Here is a 23,488-nt window from a genome sequence, read left to right as displayed (position 1 = left end):
CGCTGCTGGCCGATCGCCCCCCAAAGACCCGAGAGCTTTTCGCCCCCATGCTGTTCCTGCTGTCCCCCGCCAAATCGCTCGACTACGACACGCCCCTGCCCGAGGGCCTGCCACACACCACGCCGCAGTTTGTGCCGCAATCCACGGCCCTCATCGAGGTGCTGCGTGCGCAGTCCCCGCAGCAGATCGCCTCGCTGATGGCGCTGAGCGACACGCTCGCAGCCCTGAACGTGGCGCGCTACCAGGCCTGGCGCCCGCGTTTCACGGCCAGCAATTCGCGCCAAGCCGTGCTGGCTTTCAACGGCGATGTGTACGAAGGGCTGCAAGCCCGCAGCCTGAGCCCCGACGACCTGGGCTGGGCACAAAGCCACGTGGCCATCCTGAGCGGCCTGTATGGTGTGCTGCGGCCGCTGGACCGCATGCAGCCCTACCGCCTGGAGATGGGCACGCGCCTGGCCACCGGCGCGGGCAGCAACCTGTACCAGTTCTGGGGCAGCCAGATTGCCGAGCACCTGAACACCCGGCTGCGTGCCGACACCACACCGGTGGTGGTCAACCTCGCCTCGCAGGAATACTTCAAGGCCGTGGACCACAAGGCACTCAAGGCCCGCGTCATCGAATGTGTGTTCGAGGACTGGAAAGGCGGCAACTACAAGATCATCAGCTTCTTTGCCAAGCGCGCGCGCGGCCTGATGGCGCGCTATGCCATCACCCACCGCATTGCCACGCCACACAAGCTCGAAGGTTTTGATCTGGACGGCTATGCCTTTGCACCGGCATCATCCGAGCCCGAGCGCCTGGTGTTCCGGCGCAAGGCGGCGCCTGCCGTGTAAATTGCTCTGCCCAACCGCCTGTACCCCGTTGAAGGACCGCCATGGCATCACGCTCTGACACGCATTCCGACAGCACCGCCACAGCCCAGCGCACCCACACGGCGCGCCAGGCCATCACGCCCGAGCTGCGCCGCTGGATCATCGAGCAGGCGCAGGCCGGCCACGCAGCGCCCGTGGTGCTGCAGTCCATGCGCGACGCAGGCTGGGACGAGGACGTAGCCGCCGACGCGCTGGAGATCACGCTGCAGGACCACCTGAACGAGCTGGCGGTGCAACAGGGCCTGCCCTCGGCCGTGCCCGTGCCCGAGCCACCGCTCGATGCATCGCCGTCGCAGGTGGACTGCGGCGACCGCATGGTCAACGTGCTGCTGGCCATGGCCCAGCCGCGCATCGTGGTATTTGGCAACCTGCTCTCGCCCGAGGAATGTGATGCCCTGATTGCCGACGCCGAGCCCCGCCTGGCACGTTCGCTCACGGTGGCCACCAAGACGGGTGGCGAAGAGGTCAACGACGACCGCACCAGCGACGGCATGTTCTTCCAGCGCGGCGAAACCCCGCTGATCCAGCGCATCGAGGCCCGCATCGCGCGCCTCCTGAACTGGCCCATCGAAAACGGCGAAGGCCTGCAGGTGCTGCACTACCGCCCCGGCGCCGAGTACAAGCCCCACTACGACTACTTCGACCCCGCCGAGCCCGGCACCGCCACCATCGTCAAGCGCGGCGGGCAGCGTGTGGGCACGCTGGTGATGTACCTCAACACCCCCGAAAAAGGCGGCGGCACCACCTTCCCCGACGTGCATGTCGAGGTCGGCCCGCAGCGTGGCAATGCGGTGTTCTTCAGCTACGACCGCCCCCACACCTCCACACGCACCCTGCACGGCGGCGCCCCGGTGATTGCAGGCGAGAAGTGGATAGCCACCAAGTGGATGCGCGAGCGAGAATTCAAATAGAAACAGGCCCTACCGCCTGTCCATCATACCTTTATAGCTATTAAAATAATAGCAAACATTCATATCACCGCACCAGCATGAACACGCCAGAACAATCCCAGCTCGGCAAAACATCGGCCTATGTGGACCAGTACGACGCCTCGCTGCTGTTCCCCATCCCGCGCGCGGGCAAGCGGGCCGAAATCGGCATCACGGGCGCTGCGCCCTTCTTCGGTGCCGACCTGTGGACAGCGTTCGAGCTGTCGTGGCTGAATGCGCGCGGCAAGCCGCAGGTGGCGCTGGCGCACATCACCGTGCCCTGCGAAACGCCCAACATCGTCGAAAGCAAGTCGTTCAAGCTCTACCTCAACAGCTTCAACAACACGCGTTTTGCCGACATGGCCGAGGTACAGGCGCGCATCCGCACCGACATCAGCGAGGCCGCGTGGCGCGGCGCGGAGCACCCCGCCACCGTGGGCGTGCGGCTCATCAGCCCCGAGCTGTTCGACCAGGAGCCCGTGCACGAGCTGGACGGCCTGAGCCTGGACCGGCTGGACGTGGAATGCACGCAGTACCAGCCCGCGCCCGAGCTGCTGACGGCCGAATTCAACGCGGGCCCGGTGACCGAAACCCTGACCAGCAACCTGCTGAAAAGCAACTGCCTCGTCACCGGCCAGCCCGACTGGGGCAGCGTGCAGATCAGCTACAGCGGCCCGCAAATCAACCAGGAAGGCCTGCTGCAGTACCTGGTGAGCTTTCGCAACCACAACGAATTTCACGAGCAGTGCGTGGAGCGCATCTTCATGGATCTGTGGGCGCGCTGCAAACCCATCAAGCTCACCGTGTATGCGCGCTACACGCGCCGGGGCGGGCTGGACATCAACCCCCTGCGCACCAGCCACCCGCAGGGCCTGCCGCGCAACGTGCGCACGGCACGGCAGTAAGGCGCAGCGGCCTGCCCCCGACAGGGCTTCAAAAAACACCCAACCTTTGACGCAGGGCCCGTCGAAATGCCGCGCAAGGCTTCGACAGACTCAGCATGAACGGTTTGATGGATCGGATGCAACGCCGCCGCAACCGCCCGTCATCCCCGCCCGTCCACCTCGATCCAGTCACACCGCAAGGTGTGCCGCAGGTGTGCGCGCGTGCGCCACGTCACATACAGGCTGGGTACAAAAATGCCGATCACACACACCGGGGCGGTCCAGGCGTCGCCAAAGGCGCAGATGGGAAACCAGCCCACCCAACCCAGCACCCAGAGCGTCAGCACCAGGTCCCACAGGTGATACTCCAGCGGGTGGTCTGCCTTGTGCGCAACATGCCATTGCTTGATGCGTTGCAGCTCGTTGAGGGTCATGGTGATCTCCCGGAAAACGGGAAAATCACTGTAAGTTACGAGTAAGAATTCGTCAAGATCCGGATGGCTGCGGGCGGCTTCTTGCGGCGCCGCTCACCCCAGCCGGAACACATCCACCGAGCGACCCAGCGAGACCGCGCTCTCCTTGAGACCCTGGGCGGCGGCGGCCGACTCCTCCACCAGCGCGGCGTTCTGCTGCGTCACGGTGTCAAGCTGCGTCACCGCCTCGTTGACCTGGGCGATGCCCTGCGACTGTTCCTTGGTGGCACTGCTGATCTGCTGTACCAGCGTGCTCACGCGCTCCACGGCATGCACCACGCCTTCGATGGTGGAGCCCGCGTGGTCCATCTGCTGCGCTCCGCTGGCGATCTGGTTCACCGTCACGCCAATCAGGGCACTGATCTCCTTGGCCGAACTGGCACTGCGCTGCGCCAGCGCCCGCACCTCGCCCGCCACCACCGCAAAGCCCCGGCCCTGCTCCCCCGCACGGGCCGCCTCCACAGCGGCGTTGAGGGCCAGCAGGTTGGTCTGGAAGGCAATGCCCTCGATCACGCCGACGATCTCGCTGATCTTGGCGGACGACTGCTTCATCTGCTGCATGGCAGCGCCCACTTCCTGCACGGCCTGGCCGCCCCGGGTGGCGATGTCGCTGCTTTGCGCACTCTCGTGCGACACCTTGGCCGCAGTCTCGGAGGTCTGCAGCACCGTGCTGGCCAGTTGCTCCATGGCTGCGGCGGTTTCCTCCAGGCTGCTGGCCTGCGACTCGGTGCGCGCCGACAGGTCGAGCCCTCCGCGCGAGATCTCTTCGGCCGACTGGATGAAGTTGCGCACCTCGGTGCGTACATCCCCCACCACGGCGCGCAGGTTGACCTGGGTCTGCTGCAGGCGCTGCATCAGCGCGCCCAGGGGTTGGGGGTAGTCGGTGCCCACCGATGTGGCCAGATTGCAGGCCGAGATGTCGGATGCAAACCGGGTGGCGTCGTGCACCCCTTGCAGCACGGTGGCCTGAAAGCGCCACAGCGTCCACCCCGCGCCCAGCAGCATCAACACCACGCGGGCCACCCAGGCCGCAGTGCCCTGCAGGCCCAGCACATCGGGCACCAGGGCCAGCAGCACCAGCACGAAAAGCATCCATGCCATGCGCGGCAGCAAGGCCATGTCCTTCAGCCGCTGCCACTGACCGCGCAGGCCGTGCTGGCGCACCACGCCCGCCTGCAGGCTGAAGCTGCTGGTGCCTGCCGCTGCTTCGTCACGCATTTGCGCATACAGCGCCTCGGCAGCGACCACTTCGGCGGCAGCGGGCTTGGTGCGCACCGACATGTAGGCACGTGGTTTGCCACCTTCCAGGATGGGCGTGACGTTGGCCCGCACCCAATAGTGGTCGCCGTTCTTGCGGCGGTTCTTAACCAATCCCGTCCACGGCTCGCCCCGGCCGATGGTGCGCCACATGTCCTTGAAAGCCTCGGCCGGCATGTCGGGGTGGCGAATCAGGTTGTGCGGCTGGCCGATCAGCTCTTCATAGCTGTAGCCGCTCACGCGCACAAAGGCAGGGTTGCAGTGGGTGATCTCGCCCTTGGTGTTGGTGCTGGACACCAGCAGCTCGTCGCCTGGGAAGTCGAAGTTCTGCTGGGTGACAGGCATGTTGATACGCATGGGGGACCTCCTGAACGGTCTGCCGAAACGGCAAGGAGCGCGGCGTGATGCTGCCGTTGTTGTAACCGCTTGATACTGATCAAGTCTAATGGGCGAAACACATCTCGCACCACAAAAAAGGAACACCAAAACGCATTCGCACCAGCGCGCACGGGGCACCAGTGCACGGTGCTCCGTGGCTCAGAAAAGCTGGCCGGTCTCCGCTCCGCCATCACCCGCGCCCACATTGCGGCGCCCAGACCGCGTGTCCAGCACCGGCTCCTCGCCCAGGCGCGCCAGCGTGCTGGCCCGCACCCCCAGCAGCCGCAGGCGCTTGTCCAGCGGTACGCGCTTGAGGCACTGGCCCGCCAGACGCCGGATGGTGCCGCCATCGGCCGTGTAGATGTCTGCCGTGTGGTCGCGCGTGGCGATCTTGAAGTCGTCGTAGCGCAGCTTGATGCCAATGGTGCGCGCCACATAGCCCTTGCGCTGCAGGTCCTCGGCCAGACGCAGGCACAGGTCGGTGAAGATCGCGCCCAGTTCCGCCTTGTCGCGCACGGCGTGCAGGTCGCGGTCGAACGTGGTCTCGCGGCTCATGCTCACGGGCTCGCTTTCGGTCACCACGGGGCTGTCGTCACGGCCCCAGGCCACGCGGTGCATCCAGGCGCCGGTGGACTTGCCAAAGTGGCCGATGAGCCACTGCGGGTCTTGCGCCGCCAGCTGGCCGATGGTCTCGATGCCCAGGCGCGCGAGCCTCTCGCCCGCCTTGGGGCCGATGCCGTTGACCTTGCGCACATTCAACGGCCAGATCTTTTCCTGCAGGTCTTCTGCATAGACGATGGAGATGCCGTTGGGTTTGTTGAACTCGCTCGCCATCTTGGCCAGCAGGCGGTTAGGCGCCACGCCAATAGAGCAGGTCAACCCGGTCTTGTCGAAGATGCTTTTCTGGATGAGCCGCGCCAACACGCGCCCACCCTCACGCTGCCCGCCGGGCACGTCGGTGAAGTCGATGTACACCTCGTCCACACCCCGGTCCTGCATCACGGGCGCGATCTCGGTAATGGCGGCCTTGAAGGTGCGCGAGAAGCGCCGCACCTCGTCAAAATCCACCGGCAGCACGATGGCCTGGGGGCACAGCTTGGCCGCCTTCATCATGCCCATGGCCGACCCCACGCCGAACTGCCGCGCGGCGTAGGTGGCGGTGGTGATCACGCCCCGGCCCACATAGTCCTTGAGCAGAGGGAAATCTTCCACAGGAATAAAACGGCGCTCGCGCTCCTCGGTGCCATCCGGGCCGCGCAGCAGCAACTCGTCCACCTTGCGCCGCCCGCCGCCAATGACCACCGGCAGGCCCTTGAGTTGCGGGTAGCGCAGCAGCTCGACGGACGCGAAGAAGGCGTCCATGTCGAGGTGGGCAATGCGGCGCAGCTTGCCCCCGGTCTGGGCCGGGGTTGCGGGGTCGCTTTCAGCAAATTCAGATGCGGGAACGGTCACGCCCGCTATTGTGCGCGGCGGTGCGACAGCCTGCTGCCACACCGCGCCCACACACCGCTCCCCGGCGCTACCGCCGGATCGCCATCACTGCTTTGCCAACGCCGCTGTGCGAATGCCCTGCAGCGTGCCCGTGGGCGTGATCGCCTCCGGATCGATCAGGCAGTGCAGCACGCTGGGCAGGCCGCTGGCACGGGCGCGGGCCAATGCCGGGCCGAACTCCTCGGTGGTGGTCACGCGTTCACCGTGGCCACCAAAGGCTTGGGCGTAGGCCTTGAAGTCGGGGTTCTTGAGCTGCGTGGCGCTGATACGGCCCGGGTACTCGCGCTCCTGGTGCATGCGGATGGTGCCGTACATGGCGTTGTCCAGCAGCACCACGATGATGGGCAAGCCGTATTGCACGGCGGTCGCAAATTCCTGGCCGTGCATCAGAAAGTCGCCATCGCCCGCAAAGACCACTACCTCACGCTGGGGCCACAGGCGCTTCCCACCGACGCCTGCGGGCAGGCCGTAGCCCATCGACCCGCTGGTGGGCGCAAGCTGGCTCGCGTAGGTGGTGAAGGGCCAGAAGCGGTGAACCCAGGTGGCGAAGTTGCCCGCGCCATTGCAGAAGATGGTGTCAGCGGGCAGCACTTCCTTAAGGTGCTGCATCACCTGGCCCATTTGCAGGTTGCCGGGGATGCGGATGGGCGCCGTGTCGCTCCAGGCCAGGTACTCGGCATGGGCGGCCTCGGCGTGCGCCCTCCAGGGTACAGCGGTCGTAGGGCGCACCGTATTGAGCGCTGCAGCAAACGCCTGTGGCGTGGCGTGGATGGCCTGCGTGGGGCGGTAGAGCTTGCCCAGTTCATCCGCGTCGGCATGCACATGCACCAAGGGTTGCGCGGGCGTGGGAATGTTGAACAGCTCGTAGCCCTGCGACGGCACTTCGGACAGGCGCCCCCCCACCACCAGCACCAGGTCTGACGCCTTGATGCGGGCCAGCAGCTTGGGGTTGACGCCCAGGCCCAGGTCGCCGCCGTAGCAGGCGTGCGTAGCCGGGAACAGCATCTGGCGGCGGAACGAGCAGTACACGGGAAGGGACCACGCTTCGGCAAACGCCGTGAACTCGCGCACCGCTTGCTCAGACCAGCGACTGCCGCCCAGGATGGCCACGGGATTTTTGGCGGCTTGCAGGCGCTGGGCCAGCTCGGCCATCTGCGCAGTGCCGGGGTGGGTCTCCGTCACCTGATAGGGCAAGGCATCGGCCACAGTGGCGGCCTCGGTCAGCATGTCTTCGGGCAGCGCCACCACCACGGGGCCAGGGCGGCCCGAGGTGGCGACATGGAATGCGCGCGAGATCAGCTCCGGCACGCGCGCCGGGTCGTCAATCTCCACCACCCACTTGGCCATGGTGCCGAAGACGGCGCTGTAGTCCAGTTCCTGAAACGCCTCACGCCCCATGGCGCCGCGCGCCACCTGGCCCACAAACAGAATCATGGGCGTCGAGTCCTGGTGCGCAATATGCACACCGGCCGACGCATTGGTGGCACCCGGCCCTCGCGTCACAAAGCAGATGCCGGGCTGACCGGTGAGCTTGCCTTGCGCCTCGGCCATCATGGCCGCACCGCCTTCCTGGCGACACACGGTCACGGCGATGTTGGCATCGTGCAGCGCATCCAGCACGGCCAGGTAGCTTTCGCCGGGCACGCAAAAAAGCTGCTCCACGCCATGGGTGATGAGCTGCTGCACCAGAATCTGGCCGCCAGTGCGGGGGGTGAGGGAGGTCGTTTTCATGTCAACGGTATCGGATCAAAAATTCAGAACAAGGCTTGGCAGGCGCGCTGGATGCGTGTGCAGGCCTCTTGCAGATCGGCAGTAGAGGCGGCATACGAGATGCGGAAGTATGGCGCCAGCCCCAGCACCCCGCCGGGCACCACGGCGACATGGTGTTCGCGTAGCAGGTAGGCGCAGAAGTCGGCATCGGTGCGCAGCAGCATGCCTCCCGGCGTGGTGCGGCCCAGCACGCCCTCGCAGCTGGCAAAGGTGTAGAACGCGCCCTCGGGCACACGGCAGCGCAGGCCGGGCGATGCGTTGAGCGCGGCCACGACCAGATCACGCCGGTCCTGGAATGCTTGGCAACGCTCGCGCACCACGTCTTGCGGTCCCGTCAGCGCCGCCACAGCTGCCGCCTGGCTGATGGACGACGGGCACGATGTGGCCTGGCTCTGCACCACCGCCATCGCCGCAATCAGCGCCTTGGGCCCTGCGCCGTAGCCCAGGCGCCAGCCGGTCATGGCATACGACTTGGAGACGCCGTTCACCGTGAGCGTTCGATCGCGCAGCGAGGGCAGCACAGCAGCCGGCGTGGCAAACGCGCGGCCGTCGTACAGGATGTGTTCGTAGATATCGTCCGCCAGCAGCCACACCTGCGGGTGGCGCTCCACAACCTCCAGCACCGGCCGCAGTTGCTCGGCGCTGTAGGCCGCGCCGCTGGGGTTGGAGGGCGAATTGATGAACACCCAGCGCGTGCGCGGCGTGATGGCCGCCTCCAGCTGCTCGGGCGTGATGCGAAAGCCGTTGGCCTCGCTGCAGGGCACGACCACGGGCACGCCGCCCGCAATCAGCACCATGTCGGCGTACGACGTCCAGTACGGCGCGGGCAGGATCACCTCGTCACCCGGGTTCACCGACGCCATCAGCGCGTTGTAGAGGATCTGTTTGGCACCTGCACCCGCAGTGATTTCGTTCAGCGCAAAGTCCAGCCCGTTGTCGTGCTTGAACTTGTGCTGGATGGCGGCCTTGAGTTCGGCCGTGCCATCCAGCACCGTGTAGTGCGTCTCCCCCCGCACCATGGCTTTTTGCGCGGCCTCCAGGATGTGGGCTGGCGTGTCGAAATCGGGCTCGCCCAGGCCCAGAACGATGACGGGCTGGCCCTGGCGCTTGAGCTGGTTGGCCTCTTGCGTCAGGCGCACGATTTCGGAGACGCCAATGGCGCCCAGGCGGTCGGCCGCGCGGAAGGCAGTGGCGGGGATGGGGGCGTTCATTGCTGGTAGGTCTCCAGGGGCTTGTCGTTAGGGGTGGCAAACAGCTGGCGCAGTGTGGTGCCCAGCGGCAGGTTCAGGCCCATGCTCTTGGGCGGGATGGGGTTCACAAACCACTTGGTGTAGATCTTTTCCATCTCACCGGACTGCATCAACTTGGTGAGCACACCGTCCACAGCGGCCTTGAAGGTCGGGTCGTCCTTGCGGAACAGCAGCGCAATCGGCTCAGCGCCCAGCGGCTCACCCACGATGCGGAAGGCCGACGGGTCCTTGGAGTTGGCGATCATCCCGGCCAGCAGGTTGTCGTCGAGCACAAACGCATCAGCGCGGCCCGATTCGAGTAGCAAGAAGCTCTCGTGGTGGTCCTTGCCCAGCACGGTCTTGATGGGGGCGCCACCCAGTGCGCGCTCTTGCTTGCGCAGCAGTTGCACGGCCGTGGTACCGGTGGACGCCGCAATGGTGCGGCCTGCGAGCTGGCTGATGGACTTCAGGTCCGAATCCTTGCGCACCGCCATGCGCACTTCGCTCACGTAGGTGGTCACGGCAAAGGCCACCTGTTGCTGGCGTGCGGTGTTGTTGGTGGTGGGGCCGCAGCCGATATCCAACGTGCCGTTCTGCACCAGGGGCAGCGTGTTCTGCGCGGTCACGGCCATGTACTCGAGCTTGGCGTCGGGCGCGATTTCTTTCAGCACGCGCTCGCACAGCTCCACGTGGTAGCCCACATATTTTTCATTCGCGCCCAACGCGTAGGCCATGGGCGGCGAAGTCTCGCGCACGCCGAGTACGGCCTTGCCGCTGGCCTTGATCTTTTCCAGCGTGGGCTGGGTGACCGTCTGCGCCTGCGCGGGGGCTGTGGCCATGCAGGCCAGGGCCAGGCCTGCGGCGAGCGCAGTGAAGGTCTTGCGGGAAATTGCCATGTCGTTGTCTCCTTGTGTGTTGTGGTTGGCAGTTGGATGAATCGGTGAGAGAGAAATCGGGCGGCTTTGGTGACGCTCAAATCACGTTTTTTTCGAGCAGCGGCGCGTTGCGCGCAATGCGTTCGATGGACAGCGGCGACAGGTCCAGGCTTTGGTAGCTGCCCGTGAGCAACAACTCGGCCACGCCCCGGCCCACGGCAGGGCACTGCTGCAGGCCGTGGCCCGAAAAGCCGTTGGCAAACACCAGGTTGTCGCACGCCGGATGCAGGCCCACGATGGCGTTGTGGTCGAAGGTGTTCATCTCGTAGTAGCCCGCCCAGGCGCCCTGCATGCGCAGTGCCTCAAAGCCCGGGATACGCTCGGCCAGGGTGGGCCAGATGTGGTGGTCAAACGCGTCGTACTCGGGCTCCAGCGGGGCAAAGTCGGCGTCGTTGTCCGCGTCAGGCGCAAAGCCGCAAATAAAGCCTTGGCCCTCGGGCCGCAGCCAGATGCCGCTGGTGTCGATGAGCAGCGGGCAACCCGGCAGCGCGGCAGGGCTGGCAAGGTTGAACACCGTGCGGCGCTTGCCCACCACGGGCAGGTCAATGCCCGCCCAGCCCGCAATCGCCGCAGCCCAGGGGCCACCGGCATTCACGGCATAGCGGCATGGCAGCACAGCACCGCTTTGCAGGCGCACCGCGTTCACATGCAGCACGCCATCGCTGGCCGCCGTATCCAGCCCCACGGCCTCATCGGCCACGTAGCGCACGCCCTGGCTCTGCGCCTTTTTGCGCAAGGCCGTCAGCAGCAGGTAGCCATCAAACCAGCCCTCGCCCGATAGACCCAGTGAGCCCAGCACCACATCCTGCAACGCCAGCCACGGAAAGCGCTCGGCCAGTTGCTGCGGGATCAGCAGCGCCACATCGGCGCCATGCTGCGTTTGCAGAGCGTGGTTCTCGCGCAGCGTGGCCTCGCCCGCCTGGGTGGCCAGGTACAGGTAGCCGCCTTCGTGCAGACCAATGTCGGGCACATCGCCATGGCACGCCAACAGTTGGCCCACGTTGCGCAAAAAGCCGATGCCAAACGCTGAGATCTGGATGTTGATGTCGGTAGAAAACTGCTGGCGGATCGAGCTGGCCGACAGCGCTGACGACGCCCGCGCGTAGGTCGGGTCGCGCTCGACCACCACCACCTCGCAGCCCGGTTGCTGCAGCGTGAGGAAGTACGCAATCGCGCTGCCGATGACGCCACCGCCAATGATGACGATGGGGTGTGGGGCTGTAGCGGTCAACATGAACGGTGCCAGCAGCGCGTGGCTTACACGTCAAACGTCACGCCCTGCGCCAGCGGCAAAGCGGTGGAGTAGTTGATGGTGTTGGTGGCGCGGCGCATGTAGGCCTTCCAGCTGTCCGAGCCCGCTTCGCGGCCACCGCCGGTTTCCTTCTCACCACCAAACGCGCCGCCAATTTCGGCGCCGCTGGGGCCAATGTTCACGTTGGCAATGCCGCAGTCCGAGCCTGCTGCAGACATGAACTGTTCGGCCTCGCGCACATTGAGCGTGAAGATGGACGACGACAGGCCTGCTCCCACGGCGTTGTTCATGGCAATGGCTTCGTCAATGGTGCCGTAGCGCACCACGTAAAGGATGGGCGCAAAGGTTTCGTGCAGCGCGGGGCCTTCGTGTTTTTGCAGCTCCACCAGTGCGGGGCGCACGTAATACGCTTCGCCACCACCGATGCCTTCCACGCGACCTCCGCCGTGCACCGTGGCACCCAGCGCACGGCTTTGCTCCAGCGCCTTTTGCATGCCGTCAAACGCGGGGCGGTCAATCAGCGGGCCTACCAGCGTGCCAGCGGTGCGCGGGTCGCCCACCTGCACGTTGGCGTACACCTTGGCCAGCTGGGGCACCAGCTGGTCGTAAATGCTTTCGTGCACAAACAGGCGGCGCAGCGTGGTGCAGCGCTGGCCTGCCGTGCCCATAGCGGCAAACGCGATGCCGCGCAATGCCAGGTTCAGGTCGGCCGTGGGCGCAACGATGGCCGCGTTGTTGCCGCCCAGCTCCAGGATGCCGCGCGCAAACCGCGCTGCCAGGCGCGGGCCCACGGCGCGGCCCATGGCGGTGGAGCCTGTGGCGGACAGCACGGGCACGCGGGCGTCATCCACCAGCACCTCACCAATGTCGCGCTGGCCCACGATCAGCTCCAGCAGGCCTTCGGGTGCATCGCTTCCAAAGCGGGCGATGGCACGCTGCGCAATCGCGTGCGTGGCCAGGGCGGTGAGCGGGGTCTTTTCCGACGGTTTCCACACCACCGAATCACCGCACACCAGCGCCAGCGCGGCGTTCCACGACCACACAGCCACGGGGAAGTTGAAGGCCGAGATCACGCCGCACACGCCCAGCGGGTGCCAGGTTTCCATCATGCGGTGGCCGGGGCGCTCGGTGGCAATCGTCAGGCCGTACAGCTGGCGCGACAGGCCCACGGCAAAGTCGCAGATGTCGATCATCTCTTGCACCTCGCCCAAGCCTTCGGACGGGATCTTGCCCGCCTCGATGGTCACCAGCAGGCCCAGGTCGGCCTTGGCGGCGCGCAGCTCTTCGCCCAGCAGGCGCACCAGCTCGCCCCGGCGTGGTGCGGGCACATTGCGCCATGCCAAAAAGGCCGCATGCGCGCGGCCGATGGCGGCCGTGGCGTCGGCCGCGCTTTGCTGCGGCACCTGGGCCAGCACCTCGCCCGAGATGGGCGAACGCGCCGCCAGCGTGCCGCCGGTGTAGGCGGCGCGGGGCACGCCCAGACGTTGCAGCAGTTGATCGACTTCGGACACAAGGGGGGTGGCGACAGGGGTGGCAGACATGGCGGCTCGCAAAGGTGAATAGAGGCAGAGAGATGGCAACAGCGTGGGAGAACACACGCAATGAATGCGCCAATATCCGCCAATCGCGCCGAGCTGGATAGCAAAAAAATGGAACTACTTGATCACACATCAGAATGAAGTACCTGAAAATATCAGGACCGCTGTCCTATACCCAATGCGCGGCAGGGACTCAAAAGGCTCAATTTTTGGCATACACCATCATTCCCCCAGTGCATAACCCGGTATGACCTTGCTGCGCCGCGCCTTTCTCCCCTCCACCGCCGACCTGCTGGCCTTTGAGGCCGCCGCCCGCCACCAGAGCGTGTCGCGAGCGGCCGAGGAGCTGCACCTCACCCAAAGCGCGGTGTCGCGCCAGATCCGCCAGCTGGAAGAACAGATTGGCACCGCCCTCTTCCACCGCGTGCGCCAGCGTGTGGTGCTGACCGACGCAGGGCGCGTCTACGCGGCCGATGTGCAAAACGTGCTGCAGCAGCTGTCGGCCAGCACGCAGAAAGCCATGGCGTTTTCCAGCACCGATGGCCTGCTCAACCTGGCCGTGCTGCCCACGCTGGGCACCCGCTGGCTCATCCCGCGCCTGGGCGGCTTCATGGCGCTGCACCCCGAGGCCATGGTCAACTTCTCGGCCCGCACCGAGCCGTTTGACTTTGCGGGCACACCGTTCGACGCCGCCATCCACTTCGGCACCCCACACTGGGCGGGCGCCGTGTGCGAATACCTGATGCACGAAGAGACCGTGCCCGTGTGCAGCCCCACCTACCGCGACCGCCACCACATCCGCACCCCGCAGGACCTGACGCGTGTGGTGCTGCTGCAGCAAAGCACCCGCCCCACGCAGTGGGCCGAGTGGTTTGAGCTGGTGGGCGCCCCCACCGCCCTGGCCCTGCGCGGCCCTCAGTCTGAACACTTCGCCATGATTGCCCAGGCTGCGGTTTCGCACCTGGGCGCGGCGCTGCTGCCGCGCTTTTTGATTGAGCAGGAGCTGGCAGCAGGCAGCCTGGTGGAGCTGTCAGACCAGGTGCTGACGAGCACCGATGCGTACTACCTCGTGTACCCAGAGACGCGGGCGCAGACGCCTCTGGTGAAGGCGTTCAGGGATTGGGTGGTGGGGGAGTGTGCGGGGCACGGACAGTAACTGAGGTGGGTACGGCCAGAGCCCTTCACACCCTCACGTGCGAACATAGGGGGGGCCACCCTGCGCGAGGATGCGCGGCAGGTTCAGGCTGGTGTGAGTACCATTTCCACGCGGTGCAACCCAGGGCCGTAAAAGTCCAGGGTACAGTCCATTGCCCTGAACCCCTGGTGGCTATAGAAGTCTTGGGTGTGCTGGCTGGTCTCCAGACGAATGGGGGCGCCGGGATGGGCCTGCAGGATCCTTTGGACACGCTGGTGGACCAGTACCTTTCCCAGGCCTCGTCGGTGCAGGTCACGGCGGACCATGCCCCAAACCAGCACCATGCCACCTTGCGCATCCTCGCAGTATCCGCCGCAAGCCACCACGGCCTGCGCCTGCTCCAGAACAAAGTAGTGGCAACTGTTCTCCTCCAAGAACTTCACGAAATAGGCACGTTCGGATGGATCAAAAAACGGCGGGGTGTTGCTGTCAAAGATTTCAAGACAGCCCGCTGCATCCCCAGGGGAACAGGGGCGAAAAACTGGGTACATGGGAAAAGGCTGGTTTCAAGTCTCAGGAATATCAGGTAGCTGCAGGTCTGCACAGCGGCAATCGTCGGCGTCTTGCACTTGCTCTCACATCGGCAGCGGCTCCATCACCATCTCGTGCCAAGCAAGTCCCGCATGGCCAGAGGCCGACGGCCTGACATACCGGTAGCCCATGCGTTCATACAGACCAACATGGCGCTCCCTGCACATCAGATGGATACTGGTCTTGCCCCGCTCTACCATCCCGCGGACAAACCGCTCCATCATGCGACGGGAGTAGCCCTTACCCTGGTGCACGGGATCCACCGCAACAGACATGATGACCACGTGCGACGCAGCAGGGTCATGACCCACCAACTGCTTGAATGCATCATCCGCCATAGCAACCTCGTGTGCGCAGCCGCTGTTGATGAAACCCACCACCTGCCCCTCCAGCTCCATCACCAGGAAACCTTCGGGATAGTCGGCGATGCGCTTCGTTATCTTCTCCAGCGTCGCCGCCTCGTCACCGCCGTACGCAGCCGATTCGATCTGAAAGCAGCGCTGCGCATCGCAGGCGATGGCGTTGCGAAAAGGGGAGCAAGCAGAGGAGGCAACAGACATGGTGGAGGAAAGGGGCGAAAAAAAGAACTGTGAGAACAGGCCAATGGTACGCATGCCCCTCAATGCATGTACTGCATTTTCTTCAGGCTATAGTGAACAGCATGCACGATGCTCTTCGCCAATTGGACCTGAACCTGCTGTTGGTATTCGACGCCCTGCTGCGGCACCGCAGCGTGGCGGTGGCTGCTGACGAGCTGGCGATCAGCCCTTCGGCGTGCAGCCATGCGCTGGCGCGTCTTCGCTCCGCCTTGCTGGACGAGTTGTTCGTTCGCGAGGGGACGGTCATGGAGCCCACGGCAAAGGCCAGGAGGCTGGCGGACGGCGTGCAGGATGGATTGCGCCTGCTCTCGACGAGCCTGGGCGAAGGCCGCTCGTTCAACCCGGCAAGCAGTCGGCAAACCTTCGTTTTCACGGCCACGGACTTCACCACATTCGCACTCCTGCCTCCATTGGTTGCTGCCGTGGCGGCCGTGGCGCCCCGGATACGCATCAAGGTGGAGCATTCGCGACGCCGTGATTCCGTGGAAGCACTGGCATGTGGCCGCGCGCATTTCGCCCTGGGGTTCGCAGACGAAAGCGCCACCATCCATAAGGGCCTAGATTCCGTCACCTTCATGGAAGGCGACTACGTGGTGCTCGCGCGGGCCGACCATCCACGCATCCAAGGCAAGCTTACGCTAGCCCAATACCTGAAGGAACGGCATGTCGCCGTTCTTCCCTGGGAGCATGAAACGAGTGTGATTGACGGAGCGCTGCTTCAGATGAAGCAAGCGCGCGATGTAGCGCTGGAGCTTCCGAGCATGCTGGCTGCGACCAGCATCATTGCAGCCACCGATCTCCTTCTGACACTTCCGCACAGTGCGGCGGTTCATGCTGCGGCGAGCCTGCCGCTCGCCATCCACCCAGCGCCCTTGCGCACGCCGCCGTACACGCTCAAGGCGTTCTTCCATCCCCGGCATGCAAGCACCCCGGGCCATCGGTGGATGCTGACGCAAATGTCCCAGGTGCTGGGCTCTGCGGCCCAAACACAGCGCTGACATTTGCCCACATACCCACAGAGCAAGACACATCAGCACCCAGAGCCCAGTGTCGCCTTCGTTCAAGACCCCACCCCCCTCGCAAAGGCACCATCCCGCGCCATGCAACTTGAACCCCTCGACACCCACCTCTGGCACGCCACCCACGCCTTCAAGGCCAACGGCCTTCCCATCACCACGCGCATGACGGTGGTGCGCCTGCCAGGGCGCAAGCTTTTGATCCACTCGCCCATTCCGATGCCGCCCGGCAGCGCGTTGTTGCGCCAGGTGCAAGACCTCGGCAGCGTGGCCTTTATCGTGGCGCCGAACAAGATGCACCACCTGTTTCTGGCGCCCTGTGCACAGGCCTTTCCGGGCGCGGTGGTCTACGGCCCGCAAGGGCTTGCGCAGAAGCGGCGGGACCTGGCCGCAACCTTGCGTGCGCTGCCTGCGGGCGACCTGCCCGAGTGGCTGCCGGAGCTGGAGCACTTTGCATTCGAGGGCATTCCAGCGGGCAATGAATCGGTGTGGTTTCACCGGCCATCGGCCACGCTGATCGTGACGGACCTGCTGCAGTGGATGGCGGGTGATCTGCCCTGGCCCACGCGGGCCTATGCCACGCTGACGGGGGTGCGGGGCAAGCTGGCCGTGCCGCTCACGGTGCGTGCGCTGGTGCGCGACCGGGCTGCAGCGGCCCGCAGTGCGGAGCGTTTGTTGCGCTGGCCCTTCACACGGGTGGTGGTGGCCCACAACTGCGTCATTGACACCGATGCGCACGCGCAAGTGGCCCGGGCACTGGCGGTGTTCTGACTCCGAAGCGCACCCAGGTCGGCAGGGATTGGAGGGCGGCGGAGGAGCACAACAGCCTGACATCCAGCCCTGCCGATGATTTTTTGCGCTGGCCCGTCCATCACAACGGTGTACATCGCCCATTGGCGTGCTCACAAATGCCGCAACAAGTACCCCAGCCCGGTATTCGCCACCAGCCCCAGCACCACCAGTGCCCCTGCCACCAGCGCGGCATGCCCGGCACCCAGCCCCGCACGTTCGCGCACCCATTGCCACTCAGCGACACAAAACCACAGTAGCGCCAGCCCCGCCAGCCCCACGCCCACTGCCGGCAGAACCCCGCCAGACAGAGCGAACGAGGTACTGATGGACATGGCCAGCGCGAATGGCGCCACCAGGTAGCACGGCTCGTAAAACGGGTTGCGCAAATTCACGCGGTGGATGGGCTGCCGGCTGTGGCGCATGTACCAGACAGCGCCTGCCAGCGACCAGATGCCGAAGGCCATGGTGCGGTACAGCAGCAGGTTTTGCTCGGACTTGAGCAGTGCGGCGGCCAGCGAGCCCATCTCTTGGTCGGCCTGCTTGCGCAGCGCCAGATCCAGCACATGGGCCACCAGCACGCACAGGATGAGCAGCAGCGGCGGGCTGATGGCGTCGCCGTAGCGGTCGTCGCCCTCGCGGGTTTGCTCCGTCTGCACGTAAGCCACCATCTGGCGGGGATGCAGCACGATGCGCCACAACGTTTTGGGCAACAACACCAGCCAGATCAGGGCTTCGTACACAAAGTCTTCAAACGACTTGAGGATCTTGAGAAAGTCCACCAGCAACTCCTTGAGGCCAAGGGCCCGTTCAGTCAGGTGCCCACGCTGCTTGAAAAGGCCAGCGCAAAGGCCATGATCGCCCAGTCGTTGGCAATGTGGGCGATGGTGCTGGCCCACAGGTTGCGGGTGTAGATGAAGACGGCCGTGAGCACCAGACGCGCGGTGCCGATGACCAGCAGGGCCTGGCCGACATGCCATTGGTAGGTGGGCAGGTGCAGCGCACCAAACAGCAGCGCCGTGGCCACCCACGCAAAGGCAACAGCCCAGCGGGCAGGCATGCCAGCGCGGTGCAGCAAAGCCACGGTGGCCAGCAGGGGCAGGATGGTGACCAGTTCCTCACCCAGCAATTGCACGGCCGTCAACGCAAACCGCACCACCAGCTGTGCCGAAGTCAGGCCCGCCGCAACATCCAAACTGGCGTTGGCACTGAGGTGTGACATGCCGAGCCCGTACACCGCCACCAGGGCAGGCAAGCCCAACACCAGCGGCACGGCGGCCAATGCCAACGCCACATCGCGCCAACGGGGGCGTCTGAACAGGGCCACCCAGTCCTGGCCCACGGCGACGCGCAACCCCGCCCACTGCACGCCCACAAACAGCAGCGCGGCCAAAACGCCGACCCACGCACCCTGCCACCAACGCGGAACCAGCAACAACAGGGCGAACGCCAGGGCACTTGCAACCCATAGCAGCAGGCAGGCGCCGTTGTGCAGTGGCACAGGGCTACCAAAGCTGTACGGCAGGCTGGAAGCCAGTGGCGGCTGCAAGGTCGCAGAGAGTGCAATAGGTTTGAGAGTCAAAGCAGCCTCCAGGGGTGTGCGACCCCAAAAAACGACAAGCAGGAGCCGCGAGATTACCCGGGCTTACCTGCTGCTGTATGCCACCCGTTGGCGACCTGCAGGCCTTGCGGGGCGATGCCCCATCTCTGCACAATGGCCTGCGCCGAGGCTCTCTGCAGGTATTACTGCAGGTTCTGCAGCGCGTAGCAATATGCGGCGTCGCCCAGAAACTCCACCATGCGCGGGTGGTAGGTGTTGTGAAAGGTCTTCATATCGGCGTTGTCGGCGTAGAACAGCGCGGTGCCCACGTAAGCATCGCGCGATGGCACGTAGAACCGCGCAACGATGGCAAAGTGTCTTTCCATCAGTGCCTGAATCGCCTCGGACTCGGGGGCATTGGCGTCGATCAGCGGCGCCAGCTCTTTGTAGAAGGCGTCGAAGTCGGCATGCACCTTAGTTTTGTCCACATGCGCCCAGTTGTCGGTGATGGCCAGGGATTGTTCTTGTTCGGCACGCTGTGCGGCGCGGCATTGGTCGAGGTACCCGGGGGTGGTTTGTTGCAGGCTCATGGGGTCGCGTTGGCTCGGTGAATGGGTGGCAGTGCCGCAATCTGCATCCACCTGCCGGTGGAGCTGCCTGCGCACAGGAAAGCGCGGACTATAGCGACGCAAAGCCACCTTGGTAGTGCTGCGTTCTATCGGCACCACACCTCTGGGATTTGGCGCTTTTTTGCAGCGGCTGGGCGGGCGGTCTGCGCACTGGAACAACAGGCCACATCCAATCCGTCATCACAGCGAACCGCACGTCGGGTGCAGCACGCGCGTGCCATCACACCGAAGAGTTGGCGGCGCCGGGCGGCGCCAGCAGTTGCTCAGACGGCTGCCCCGCCAGGCTTTGTGCGGGGCGGCGCAGCGTGGCGTCGAAGGGGTGGATGCGCGGGCCGATGGCGGCGGCCTCGCGCTTGAGCAGTTCCACCACTGTGGGCAGTCGGTCTTCGTTGAGGCGGGCAGAGATGGTGCCCACGCTCAGCGCGGCCACGGCGCGGCCTTCGCGGTCGAGCACGGGCACGCCCACGCCGGCCATGCCTTCGAGCAGGCCGGTGTTGCGCGCGGCATAGCCAGTCTGGCGCACACGCTCGATCTCGGTGCGCAGATAGACCTCGTCGTACACGCCGTACTCGCGCACGCGCGAGAGGTTGAAACGGATCACTTCTTCGCGCTCGGCCTCGGGCAGGAAGGCGAGGATGGACAAGGCCCCCTGCCCCACCCCCAGCGCCACGCGGCCGCCAATGTCGCCGGTGAACGAGCGGATGGGGAACGGCCCTTCGCTGCGGTCCAGGCAGATCGCGTCGAACCCGCTGCGCACCAACAAGAAGATGCTGTCACCCAGGCTGGCGCTCAGGCGCAGCAGCGCAGGGCGGCAGATGCTGCGCAGGTCGCCAGGGTTGCCCGCCTTGGCCGCAAGCGCAAAAAACTCGGTGGAAAGGCGATAGAGCTTGCTGCGCTCGTCCTGCTCGACCATGCCCTCGGCGACCAGCGATTGCAGCAAACGGTGCGTGGTGCCCTGCGTCAGGCCAATGGCACGCGCCAATTGGGTGACTCGGCCACCTTCGGCCTGAACGGCCACCAGGGCGCGGATGAGGGCAAAGACCCGGGGTACGCCGCCCGTGCCTGCGGATGCTGCTTCCATGCGTCACTCCTGCGGAATAGATGGGTTGCATTCTAATCTTCATATTTCATCAAACGGAATAAATTGAATAAAAATTCTGTTTAATGGAATACCCGAGTCAGGCTGGTTCGCATATTGCAATAGAGTGAATCAACATCACCGGGCAAGTCCAATTTCAGGGAACAAGGTGCACCACAGCGGTGCACACCGCTCCACAAACTGGAACACAGGCAACCCGGCGTTCCAAGACACCGTCTGTTGCCCCGTATCCCCTCAAGGAAACCGGGCGACGGCATCCAGAAAAGACAGACAGCAGAAAGGCCCACGCATGTCCTTCCTTCAACTCACGGATGTGACCAAGTTCTATGGCAGCACCTGCGCGGTGCAGTCCATGAATCTTTCGGTGGAAAAAGGCGAATTCGTATCGCTGCTGGGCCCCTCGGGCTGCGGCAAGACCACCACCTTGCAGATGGTGGCGGGCTTCGAGGCGGTGAGCAGTGGCCGCATAGCACTGGCTGGGCGCGACATCACGCATGCCAAGGCCAACACGCGCGGGCTGGGCATCGTGTTCCAGAGCTACGCCCTTTTCCCGCACATGACGGTGGCCGACAACGTGAGCTTTGGCCTGGAGATGCGCAAGGTGCCCAAGGCCGAGCGCAAGGAGCGCGTCGCCCAGGCGCTGGGCCTGGTGCACCTGGAAAAACATGCAGGCCGCTACCCGCGCGAGCTGTCGGGCGGGCAGCGCCAGCGCGTGGCGCTGGCCCGCGCGCTGGTGATCGAGCCGCCCGTGCTGCTGCTGGACGAGCCCCTGTCCAACCTCGACGCCAAGCTGCGCGAAGAGATGCAGTTCGAGCTGCGCCAGATCCAGCGCAAGGTGGGCACCACCACGGTGATGGTCACCCACGACCAGAGCGAGGCCATGTCCATCAGCGACCGCGTGGTGGTGATGGAGGCGGGCCGCGCCACGCAGATCGACCACCCGCACCGCGTGTATGAACACCCGCGCACGCGCTTCATCTCCACCTTTGTGGGCAAGGCCAACCTGGTGCCCGGCAAGGTGACCACGGCCAGCGCCACACACACCCATGTGGGCACAGGCCCCATCGAGGTGCGCGTGGAAGGCGCACCGTTTCGCCCCGGTGCGGCCGTGCTGCTGAGCGTACGGCCCGAAAAGCTGCAACTGGTGCCAACGGTGCAGGGCCGCATCGACGGCGAGGTGTGCGAGCGCTTCTTCCTGGGCAGCCAGTGGCTGTACCGCGTGGGCACAGCCATGGGCGACCTGATGGTGCTGGCCCCCAACGATGGCCGCAGCGCACTCGACGAAGGCGAGCGCACGGGCCTGGACTGGCCCGACCACTGCATGCGCCTGCTGCCTGCCGATGAAGCGGCCATGGCCGAAGCCGAGGCCACGCCATGACAAGCGCTACGACAACGACGACGGCAGCAACGCCCCATCCGTTGCTGGGCAAAAAGGCACTGCCCTGGTGGCTGTCCGGCCCGGCGCTGCTGCTATTCACCGTGCTGCTGCTGGTGCCGCTGGCACTCACAGCCGTGCTCTCGTTCAACGCCTTCGACCCGGCCACGGGGGTGAAAGCGGGCGAGTTCACGCTGGAGCACTACGGCCATGTGTTTGCCGATTCGTACTACCACGCGATCTTCTGGCGCACGTTCTGGATCGCCGGTCTGGTCACGCTGATCTGCGTGCTGATTGGCGCACCCGAGGCCTATGTGCTCAGCCGCATGCGCAACCCGTGGCGCTCCATCTTGCTGCTGGTGGTGCTGGCGCCGCTCTTGGTGTCGGTGGTGGTGCGCGCCTTTGGCTGGAGCATGCTGCTGGGCCCCGAGGGGCTGGTGAATGCCGCCTTCGGCCTGGTGGGCATCGGCCCAGTGAAGATGCTCTACACCGAGATTGCGGTGGTGATTGCGCTGGTGCACGTGATGCTGCCGTTCATGGTGATCCCTGTGTGGACATCACTGCAGAAGCTCGACCCGGGTGTGGAGAACGCGGCCCTGTCGCTGCAGGCCTCGCCCTTCACCACGCTGCGGCGCATTGTGTTGCCGCAGGTGCTGCCCGGCATTCTGTCGGGCAGCCTGATCGTGTTTGGCCTGGCGGCCAGCTCGTTCGCCATCCCCGGCCTGCTGGGCGGGCGGCGGCTGAAGATGGTGGCCACGGTGGTGTACGACGAGTACCTGCACGAGCTGAACTGGCCGCTGGGCGCTGCGATTGCGCTGACCCTGCTGGTGGCCAACCTGGTGGTCATGCTGAGCTACAACCGGCTGGTTGAAGGCCGCTACAAAAAGTCTTTGGGATAACCAAGATGCAAAAGAACGGCCCCCTCGCCCTCGCGTTCAACGCGCTGGTCATCACCTTCATGCTTGCCCCGTTGCTGGTGGTGTGCATCGTCGCCTTCACGCCGCACAACACGCTGACGCTGCCCACCACCGAGTTCTCGCTGCGCTGGTTCAAGGCGGTGTTCGAGCACTCCGACTTTGTGCAGTCGTTCTGGAACAGCCTGTGGCTGGCCCTGGCATCGGCCACGCTGGCCACGGTGCTGGCCGTTCCTGCGGGCATTGCGATCACGCGCTACGACTTTCCCGGGCGCGGCTTTCTCAATGGTTTGTTCCTGTCACCGCTGATCATTCCGCACCTGGTGTTGGGCGTGGCCCTGCTGCGCCTGTTTGCACTGATCGGCGGCACGGGCAGCTTTGGCTGGCTGGTGGTGGCGCATGCGCTCATCGTCACGCCCTACACGCTGCGGCTGGTGGTGGCGGCGCTGGTGGGGTTTGACCGCAGTGCCGAGCATGCAGCCCTGTCGCTGGGCGCGAGCCAGGCCACGGTGTTCACGCGCATCACGCTGCCGATGATCCTGCCGGGCGTGACGGGTGGCTGGATGCTGGCTTTCATCAACAGCTTTGACGAAGTGACCATGTCGATCTTCGTCACCTCGCCCAGCACGGTGACGCTGCCAGTGCGCATGTACATGTACGCCACCGAATCCATCGACCCGCTGATGGCCGCCGTGTCGGCGCTGATGGTGGCGGTCACGGCCTGCGCCATGGTGCTGCTGGACCGTGTGTATGGACTGGACCGCGTCCTCGTGGGCCGGAAGTAGATGAGCAC

The 23,488-nt window shown here is 65.2% G+C and carries 23 protein-coding genes; 9 read left to right on the top strand and 14 right to left on the bottom strand.

The genetic code is table 11. From position 1 onward, the window contains the following. Window positions 1-47 precede the first annotated feature (47 nt). The 3 genes from yaaA (at window position 48) to queF (ending at window position 2,706) form a co-directional block, all read left to right on the top strand. On the top strand, window positions 48-833 hold the full coding sequence (gene yaaA / locus ACSQ3O_RS07135) for a peroxide stress protein YaaA (RefSeq protein WP_436138346.1): 786 nt from the start codon (window positions 48-50) through the stop codon (window positions 831-833). Window positions 834-874: 41 nt separating this feature from the next. Beyond that, window positions 875-1,783, top strand: a complete 909-nt coding sequence (locus tag ACSQ3O_RS07130) for a 2OG-Fe(II) oxygenase (RefSeq protein WP_298448872.1) — start codon at window positions 875-877, stop codon at window positions 1,781-1,783. Window positions 1,784-1,860: 77 nt separating this feature from the next. Beyond that, entirely contained in the window at window positions 1,861-2,706 is an 846-nt protein-coding gene (gene queF / locus ACSQ3O_RS07125) for an NADPH-dependent 7-cyano-7-deazaguanine reductase QueF (protein ID WP_436138345.1), read from the top strand. A 140-nt stretch (window positions 2,707-2,846) separates the two neighbouring features. Here queF and ACSQ3O_RS07120 read toward each other — a convergent pair whose 3' ends face one another. The 8 genes from ACSQ3O_RS07120 to amaB form a co-directional block, all read right to left on the bottom strand. Continuing rightward, window positions 2,847-3,119, bottom strand: coding sequence for a hypothetical protein (locus ACSQ3O_RS07120; RefSeq protein WP_436138344.1), 273 nt, complete (start codon window positions 3,117-3,119; stop codon window positions 2,847-2,849). Between the two features lie 93 nt (window positions 3,120-3,212). Next, entirely contained in the window at window positions 3,213-4,772 is a 1,560-nt protein-coding gene (locus tag ACSQ3O_RS07115; protein ID WP_436138343.1) for a methyl-accepting chemotaxis protein, read from the bottom strand. A 180-nt stretch (window positions 4,773-4,952) separates the two neighbouring features. Beyond that, entirely contained in the window at window positions 4,953-6,155 is a 1,203-nt protein-coding gene (locus ACSQ3O_RS07110; RefSeq protein ID WP_436141086.1) for a Y-family DNA polymerase, read from the bottom strand. Between the two features lie 174 nt (window positions 6,156-6,329). Beyond that, window positions 6,330-8,015, bottom strand: a complete 1,686-nt coding sequence (locus ACSQ3O_RS07105; RefSeq protein WP_436138342.1) for a thiamine pyrophosphate-binding protein — start codon at window positions 8,013-8,015, stop codon at window positions 6,330-6,332. 23 nt (window positions 8,016-8,038) lie between these two features. After that, window positions 8,039-9,265: a pyridoxal phosphate-dependent aminotransferase gene (locus ACSQ3O_RS07100; RefSeq protein ID WP_436138341.1), complete on the bottom strand. Its 1,227-nt coding sequence runs from the start codon at window positions 9,263-9,265 to the stop codon at window positions 8,039-8,041. Beyond that, window positions 9,262-10,179: an amino acid ABC transporter substrate-binding protein gene (locus ACSQ3O_RS07095; RefSeq protein WP_436138340.1), complete on the bottom strand. Its 918-nt coding sequence runs from the start codon at window positions 10,177-10,179 to the stop codon at window positions 9,262-9,264. The genes ACSQ3O_RS07100 and ACSQ3O_RS07095 overlap by 4 nt, the downstream gene beginning before the upstream one ends. Before the next feature lie 76 nt (window positions 10,180-10,255). Further along, window positions 10,256-11,452: an NAD(P)/FAD-dependent oxidoreductase gene (locus tag ACSQ3O_RS07090; protein WP_436138339.1), complete on the bottom strand. Its 1,197-nt coding sequence runs from the start codon at window positions 11,450-11,452 to the stop codon at window positions 10,256-10,258. 23 nt (window positions 11,453-11,475) lie between these two features. Next, window positions 11,476-13,011, bottom strand: a complete 1,536-nt coding sequence (gene amaB / locus ACSQ3O_RS07085; protein WP_436138338.1) for an L-piperidine-6-carboxylate dehydrogenase — start codon at window positions 13,009-13,011, stop codon at window positions 11,476-11,478. A gap of 244 nt (window positions 13,012-13,255) precedes the next feature. Between amaB and ACSQ3O_RS07080 the strand changes: the two genes are divergently transcribed. Continuing rightward, on the top strand, window positions 13,256-14,164 hold the full coding sequence (locus ACSQ3O_RS07080; protein ID WP_436138337.1) for a LysR family transcriptional regulator: 909 nt from the start codon (window positions 13,256-13,258) through the stop codon (window positions 14,162-14,164). Window positions 14,165-14,247: 83 nt separating this feature from the next. Here ACSQ3O_RS07080 and ACSQ3O_RS07075 read toward each other — a convergent pair whose 3' ends face one another. Together ACSQ3O_RS07075 and ACSQ3O_RS07070 are read right to left on the bottom strand one after the other, a co-directional pair. Further along, window positions 14,248-14,694 (bottom strand): GNAT family N-acetyltransferase, encoded by a 447-nt coding sequence (locus tag ACSQ3O_RS07075; protein ID WP_137746153.1) that lies wholly within the window; start codon window positions 14,692-14,694, stop codon window positions 14,248-14,250. An 84-nt stretch (window positions 14,695-14,778) separates the two neighbouring features. Beyond that, on the bottom strand, window positions 14,779-15,294 hold the full coding sequence (locus ACSQ3O_RS07070; protein ID WP_137746350.1) for a GNAT family N-acetyltransferase: 516 nt from the start codon (window positions 15,292-15,294) through the stop codon (window positions 14,779-14,781). A gap of 101 nt (window positions 15,295-15,395) precedes the next feature. Here ACSQ3O_RS07070 and ACSQ3O_RS07065 point away from each other — a divergent pair, with 101 nt between their 5' ends. Both ACSQ3O_RS07065 and ACSQ3O_RS07060 read left to right on the top strand, forming a co-directional pair. After that, on the top strand, window positions 15,396-16,331 hold the full coding sequence (locus ACSQ3O_RS07065) for a LysR family transcriptional regulator (RefSeq protein WP_171012146.1): 936 nt from the start codon (window positions 15,396-15,398) through the stop codon (window positions 16,329-16,331). A 102-nt stretch (window positions 16,332-16,433) separates the two neighbouring features. Next, window positions 16,434-17,120 (top strand): DUF4336 domain-containing protein, encoded by a 687-nt coding sequence (locus ACSQ3O_RS07060; protein ID WP_436138336.1) that lies wholly within the window; start codon window positions 16,434-16,436, stop codon window positions 17,118-17,120. 131 nt (window positions 17,121-17,251) lie between these two features. On the opposite strand, the gene ACSQ3O_RS07055 is transcribed toward ACSQ3O_RS07060, so the two are convergent. The 4 genes from ACSQ3O_RS07055 to ACSQ3O_RS07040 all read right to left on the bottom strand — a co-directional run bounded on the left by ACSQ3O_RS07055 (window position 17,252) and on the right by ACSQ3O_RS07040 (window position 20,388). Beyond that, the gene (locus ACSQ3O_RS07055) at window positions 17,252-17,920 is read right to left on the bottom strand and encodes a hypothetical protein (protein ID WP_436138335.1); all 669 of its coding nucleotides are present in this window, start codon (window positions 17,918-17,920) and stop codon (window positions 17,252-17,254) included. A gap of 32 nt (window positions 17,921-17,952) precedes the next feature. Beyond that, the gene (locus tag ACSQ3O_RS07050; RefSeq protein ID WP_137746149.1) at window positions 17,953-18,720 is read right to left on the bottom strand and encodes a CPBP family intramembrane glutamic endopeptidase; all 768 of its coding nucleotides are present in this window, start codon (window positions 18,718-18,720) and stop codon (window positions 17,953-17,955) included. Between the two features lie 161 nt (window positions 18,721-18,881). Continuing rightward, window positions 18,882-19,268, bottom strand: coding sequence for a TipAS antibiotic-recognition domain-containing protein (locus ACSQ3O_RS07045; protein ID WP_137746148.1), 387 nt, complete (start codon window positions 19,266-19,268; stop codon window positions 18,882-18,884). 259 nt (window positions 19,269-19,527) lie between these two features. Further along, entirely contained in the window at window positions 19,528-20,388 is an 861-nt protein-coding gene (locus ACSQ3O_RS07040) for an IclR family transcriptional regulator (protein WP_436138334.1), read from the bottom strand. A 307-nt stretch (window positions 20,389-20,695) separates the two neighbouring features. Here ACSQ3O_RS07040 and ACSQ3O_RS07035 point away from each other — a divergent pair, with 307 nt between their 5' ends. The 3 genes from ACSQ3O_RS07035 to ACSQ3O_RS07025 are packed head-to-tail and all read left to right on the top strand — an operon-like array spanning window position 20,696 to window position 23,480. Beyond that, the gene (locus tag ACSQ3O_RS07035; protein WP_436138333.1) at window positions 20,696-21,784 is read left to right on the top strand and encodes an ABC transporter ATP-binding protein; all 1,089 of its coding nucleotides are present in this window, start codon (window positions 20,696-20,698) and stop codon (window positions 21,782-21,784) included. After that, entirely contained in the window at window positions 21,781-22,680 is a 900-nt protein-coding gene (locus ACSQ3O_RS07030; protein WP_436138332.1) for an ABC transporter permease, read from the top strand. The genes ACSQ3O_RS07035 and ACSQ3O_RS07030 overlap by 4 nt, the downstream gene beginning before the upstream one ends. Window positions 22,681-22,685: 5 nt before the next feature. Beyond that, the gene (locus ACSQ3O_RS07025) at window positions 22,686-23,480 is read left to right on the top strand and encodes an ABC transporter permease (protein ID WP_137746144.1); all 795 of its coding nucleotides are present in this window, start codon (window positions 22,686-22,688) and stop codon (window positions 23,478-23,480) included. Window positions 23,481-23,488 lie beyond the last annotated feature (8 nt).

Source organism: Acidovorax sp. LjRoot74, from assembly GCF_964254355.1.
Classification (GTDB): Bacteria; Pseudomonadota; Gammaproteobacteria; order Burkholderiales; family Burkholderiaceae_C; genus Acidovorax.
This window is presented reverse-complemented; position numbering and strand designations above follow the sequence as displayed.

Coding starts and splice junctions, on each gene's coding strand:
- yaaA (WP_436138346.1), top strand. CDS start 48: ATGCTGTTCCTGCTGTCCCCCGCCAAATCGCTCGACTACGACACGCCC.
- ACSQ3O_RS07130 (WP_298448872.1), top strand. CDS start 875: ATGGCATCACGCTCTGACACGCATTCCGACAGCACCGCCACAGCCCAG.
- queF (WP_436138345.1), top strand. CDS start 1,861: ATGAACACGCCAGAACAATCCCAGCTCGGCAAAACATCGGCCTATGTG.
- ACSQ3O_RS07120 (WP_436138344.1), bottom strand. CDS start 3,119: ATGACCCTCAACGAGCTGCAACGCATCAAGCAATGGCATGTTGCGCAC.
- ACSQ3O_RS07115 (WP_436138343.1), bottom strand. CDS start 4,772: ATGCGTATCAACATGCCTGTCACCCAGCAGAACTTCGACTTCCCAGGC.
- ACSQ3O_RS07110 (WP_436141086.1), bottom strand. CDS start 6,155: ATGGACGCCTTCTTCGCGTCCGTCGAGCTGCTGCGCTACCCGCAACTC.
- ACSQ3O_RS07105 (WP_436138342.1), bottom strand. CDS start 8,015: ATGAAAACGACCTCCCTCACCCCCCGCACTGGCGGCCAGATTCTGGTG.
- ACSQ3O_RS07100 (WP_436138341.1), bottom strand. CDS start 9,265: ATGAACGCCCCCATCCCCGCCACTGCCTTCCGCGCGGCCGACCGCCTG.
- ACSQ3O_RS07095 (WP_436138340.1), bottom strand. CDS start 10,179: ATGGCAATTTCCCGCAAGACCTTCACTGCGCTCGCCGCAGGCCTGGCC.
- ACSQ3O_RS07090 (WP_436138339.1), bottom strand. CDS start 11,452: ATGTTGACCGCTACAGCCCCACACCCCATCGTCATCATTGGCGGTGGC.
- amaB (WP_436138338.1), bottom strand. CDS start 13,011: ATGTCTGCCACCCCTGTCGCCACCCCCCTTGTGTCCGAAGTCGATCAA.
- ACSQ3O_RS07080 (WP_436138337.1), top strand. CDS start 13,256: ATGACCTTGCTGCGCCGCGCCTTTCTCCCCTCCACCGCCGACCTGCTG.
- ACSQ3O_RS07075 (WP_137746153.1), bottom strand. CDS start 14,694: ATGTACCCAGTTTTTCGCCCCTGTTCCCCTGGGGATGCAGCGGGCTGT.
- ACSQ3O_RS07070 (WP_137746350.1), bottom strand. CDS start 15,294: ATGTCTGTTGCCTCCTCTGCTTGCTCCCCTTTTCGCAACGCCATCGCC.
- ACSQ3O_RS07065 (WP_171012146.1), top strand. CDS start 15,396: ATGCACGATGCTCTTCGCCAATTGGACCTGAACCTGCTGTTGGTATTC.
- ACSQ3O_RS07060 (WP_436138336.1), top strand. CDS start 16,434: ATGCAACTTGAACCCCTCGACACCCACCTCTGGCACGCCACCCACGCC.
- ACSQ3O_RS07045 (WP_137746148.1), bottom strand. CDS start 19,268: ATGAGCCTGCAACAAACCACCCCCGGGTACCTCGACCAATGCCGCGCC.
- ACSQ3O_RS07040 (WP_436138334.1), bottom strand. CDS start 20,388: ATGGAAGCAGCATCCGCAGGCACGGGCGGCGTACCCCGGGTCTTTGCC.
- ACSQ3O_RS07035 (WP_436138333.1), top strand. CDS start 20,696: ATGTCCTTCCTTCAACTCACGGATGTGACCAAGTTCTATGGCAGCACC.
- ACSQ3O_RS07030 (WP_436138332.1), top strand. CDS start 21,781: ATGACAAGCGCTACGACAACGACGACGGCAGCAACGCCCCATCCGTTG.
- ACSQ3O_RS07025 (WP_137746144.1), top strand. CDS start 22,686: ATGCAAAAGAACGGCCCCCTCGCCCTCGCGTTCAACGCGCTGGTCATC.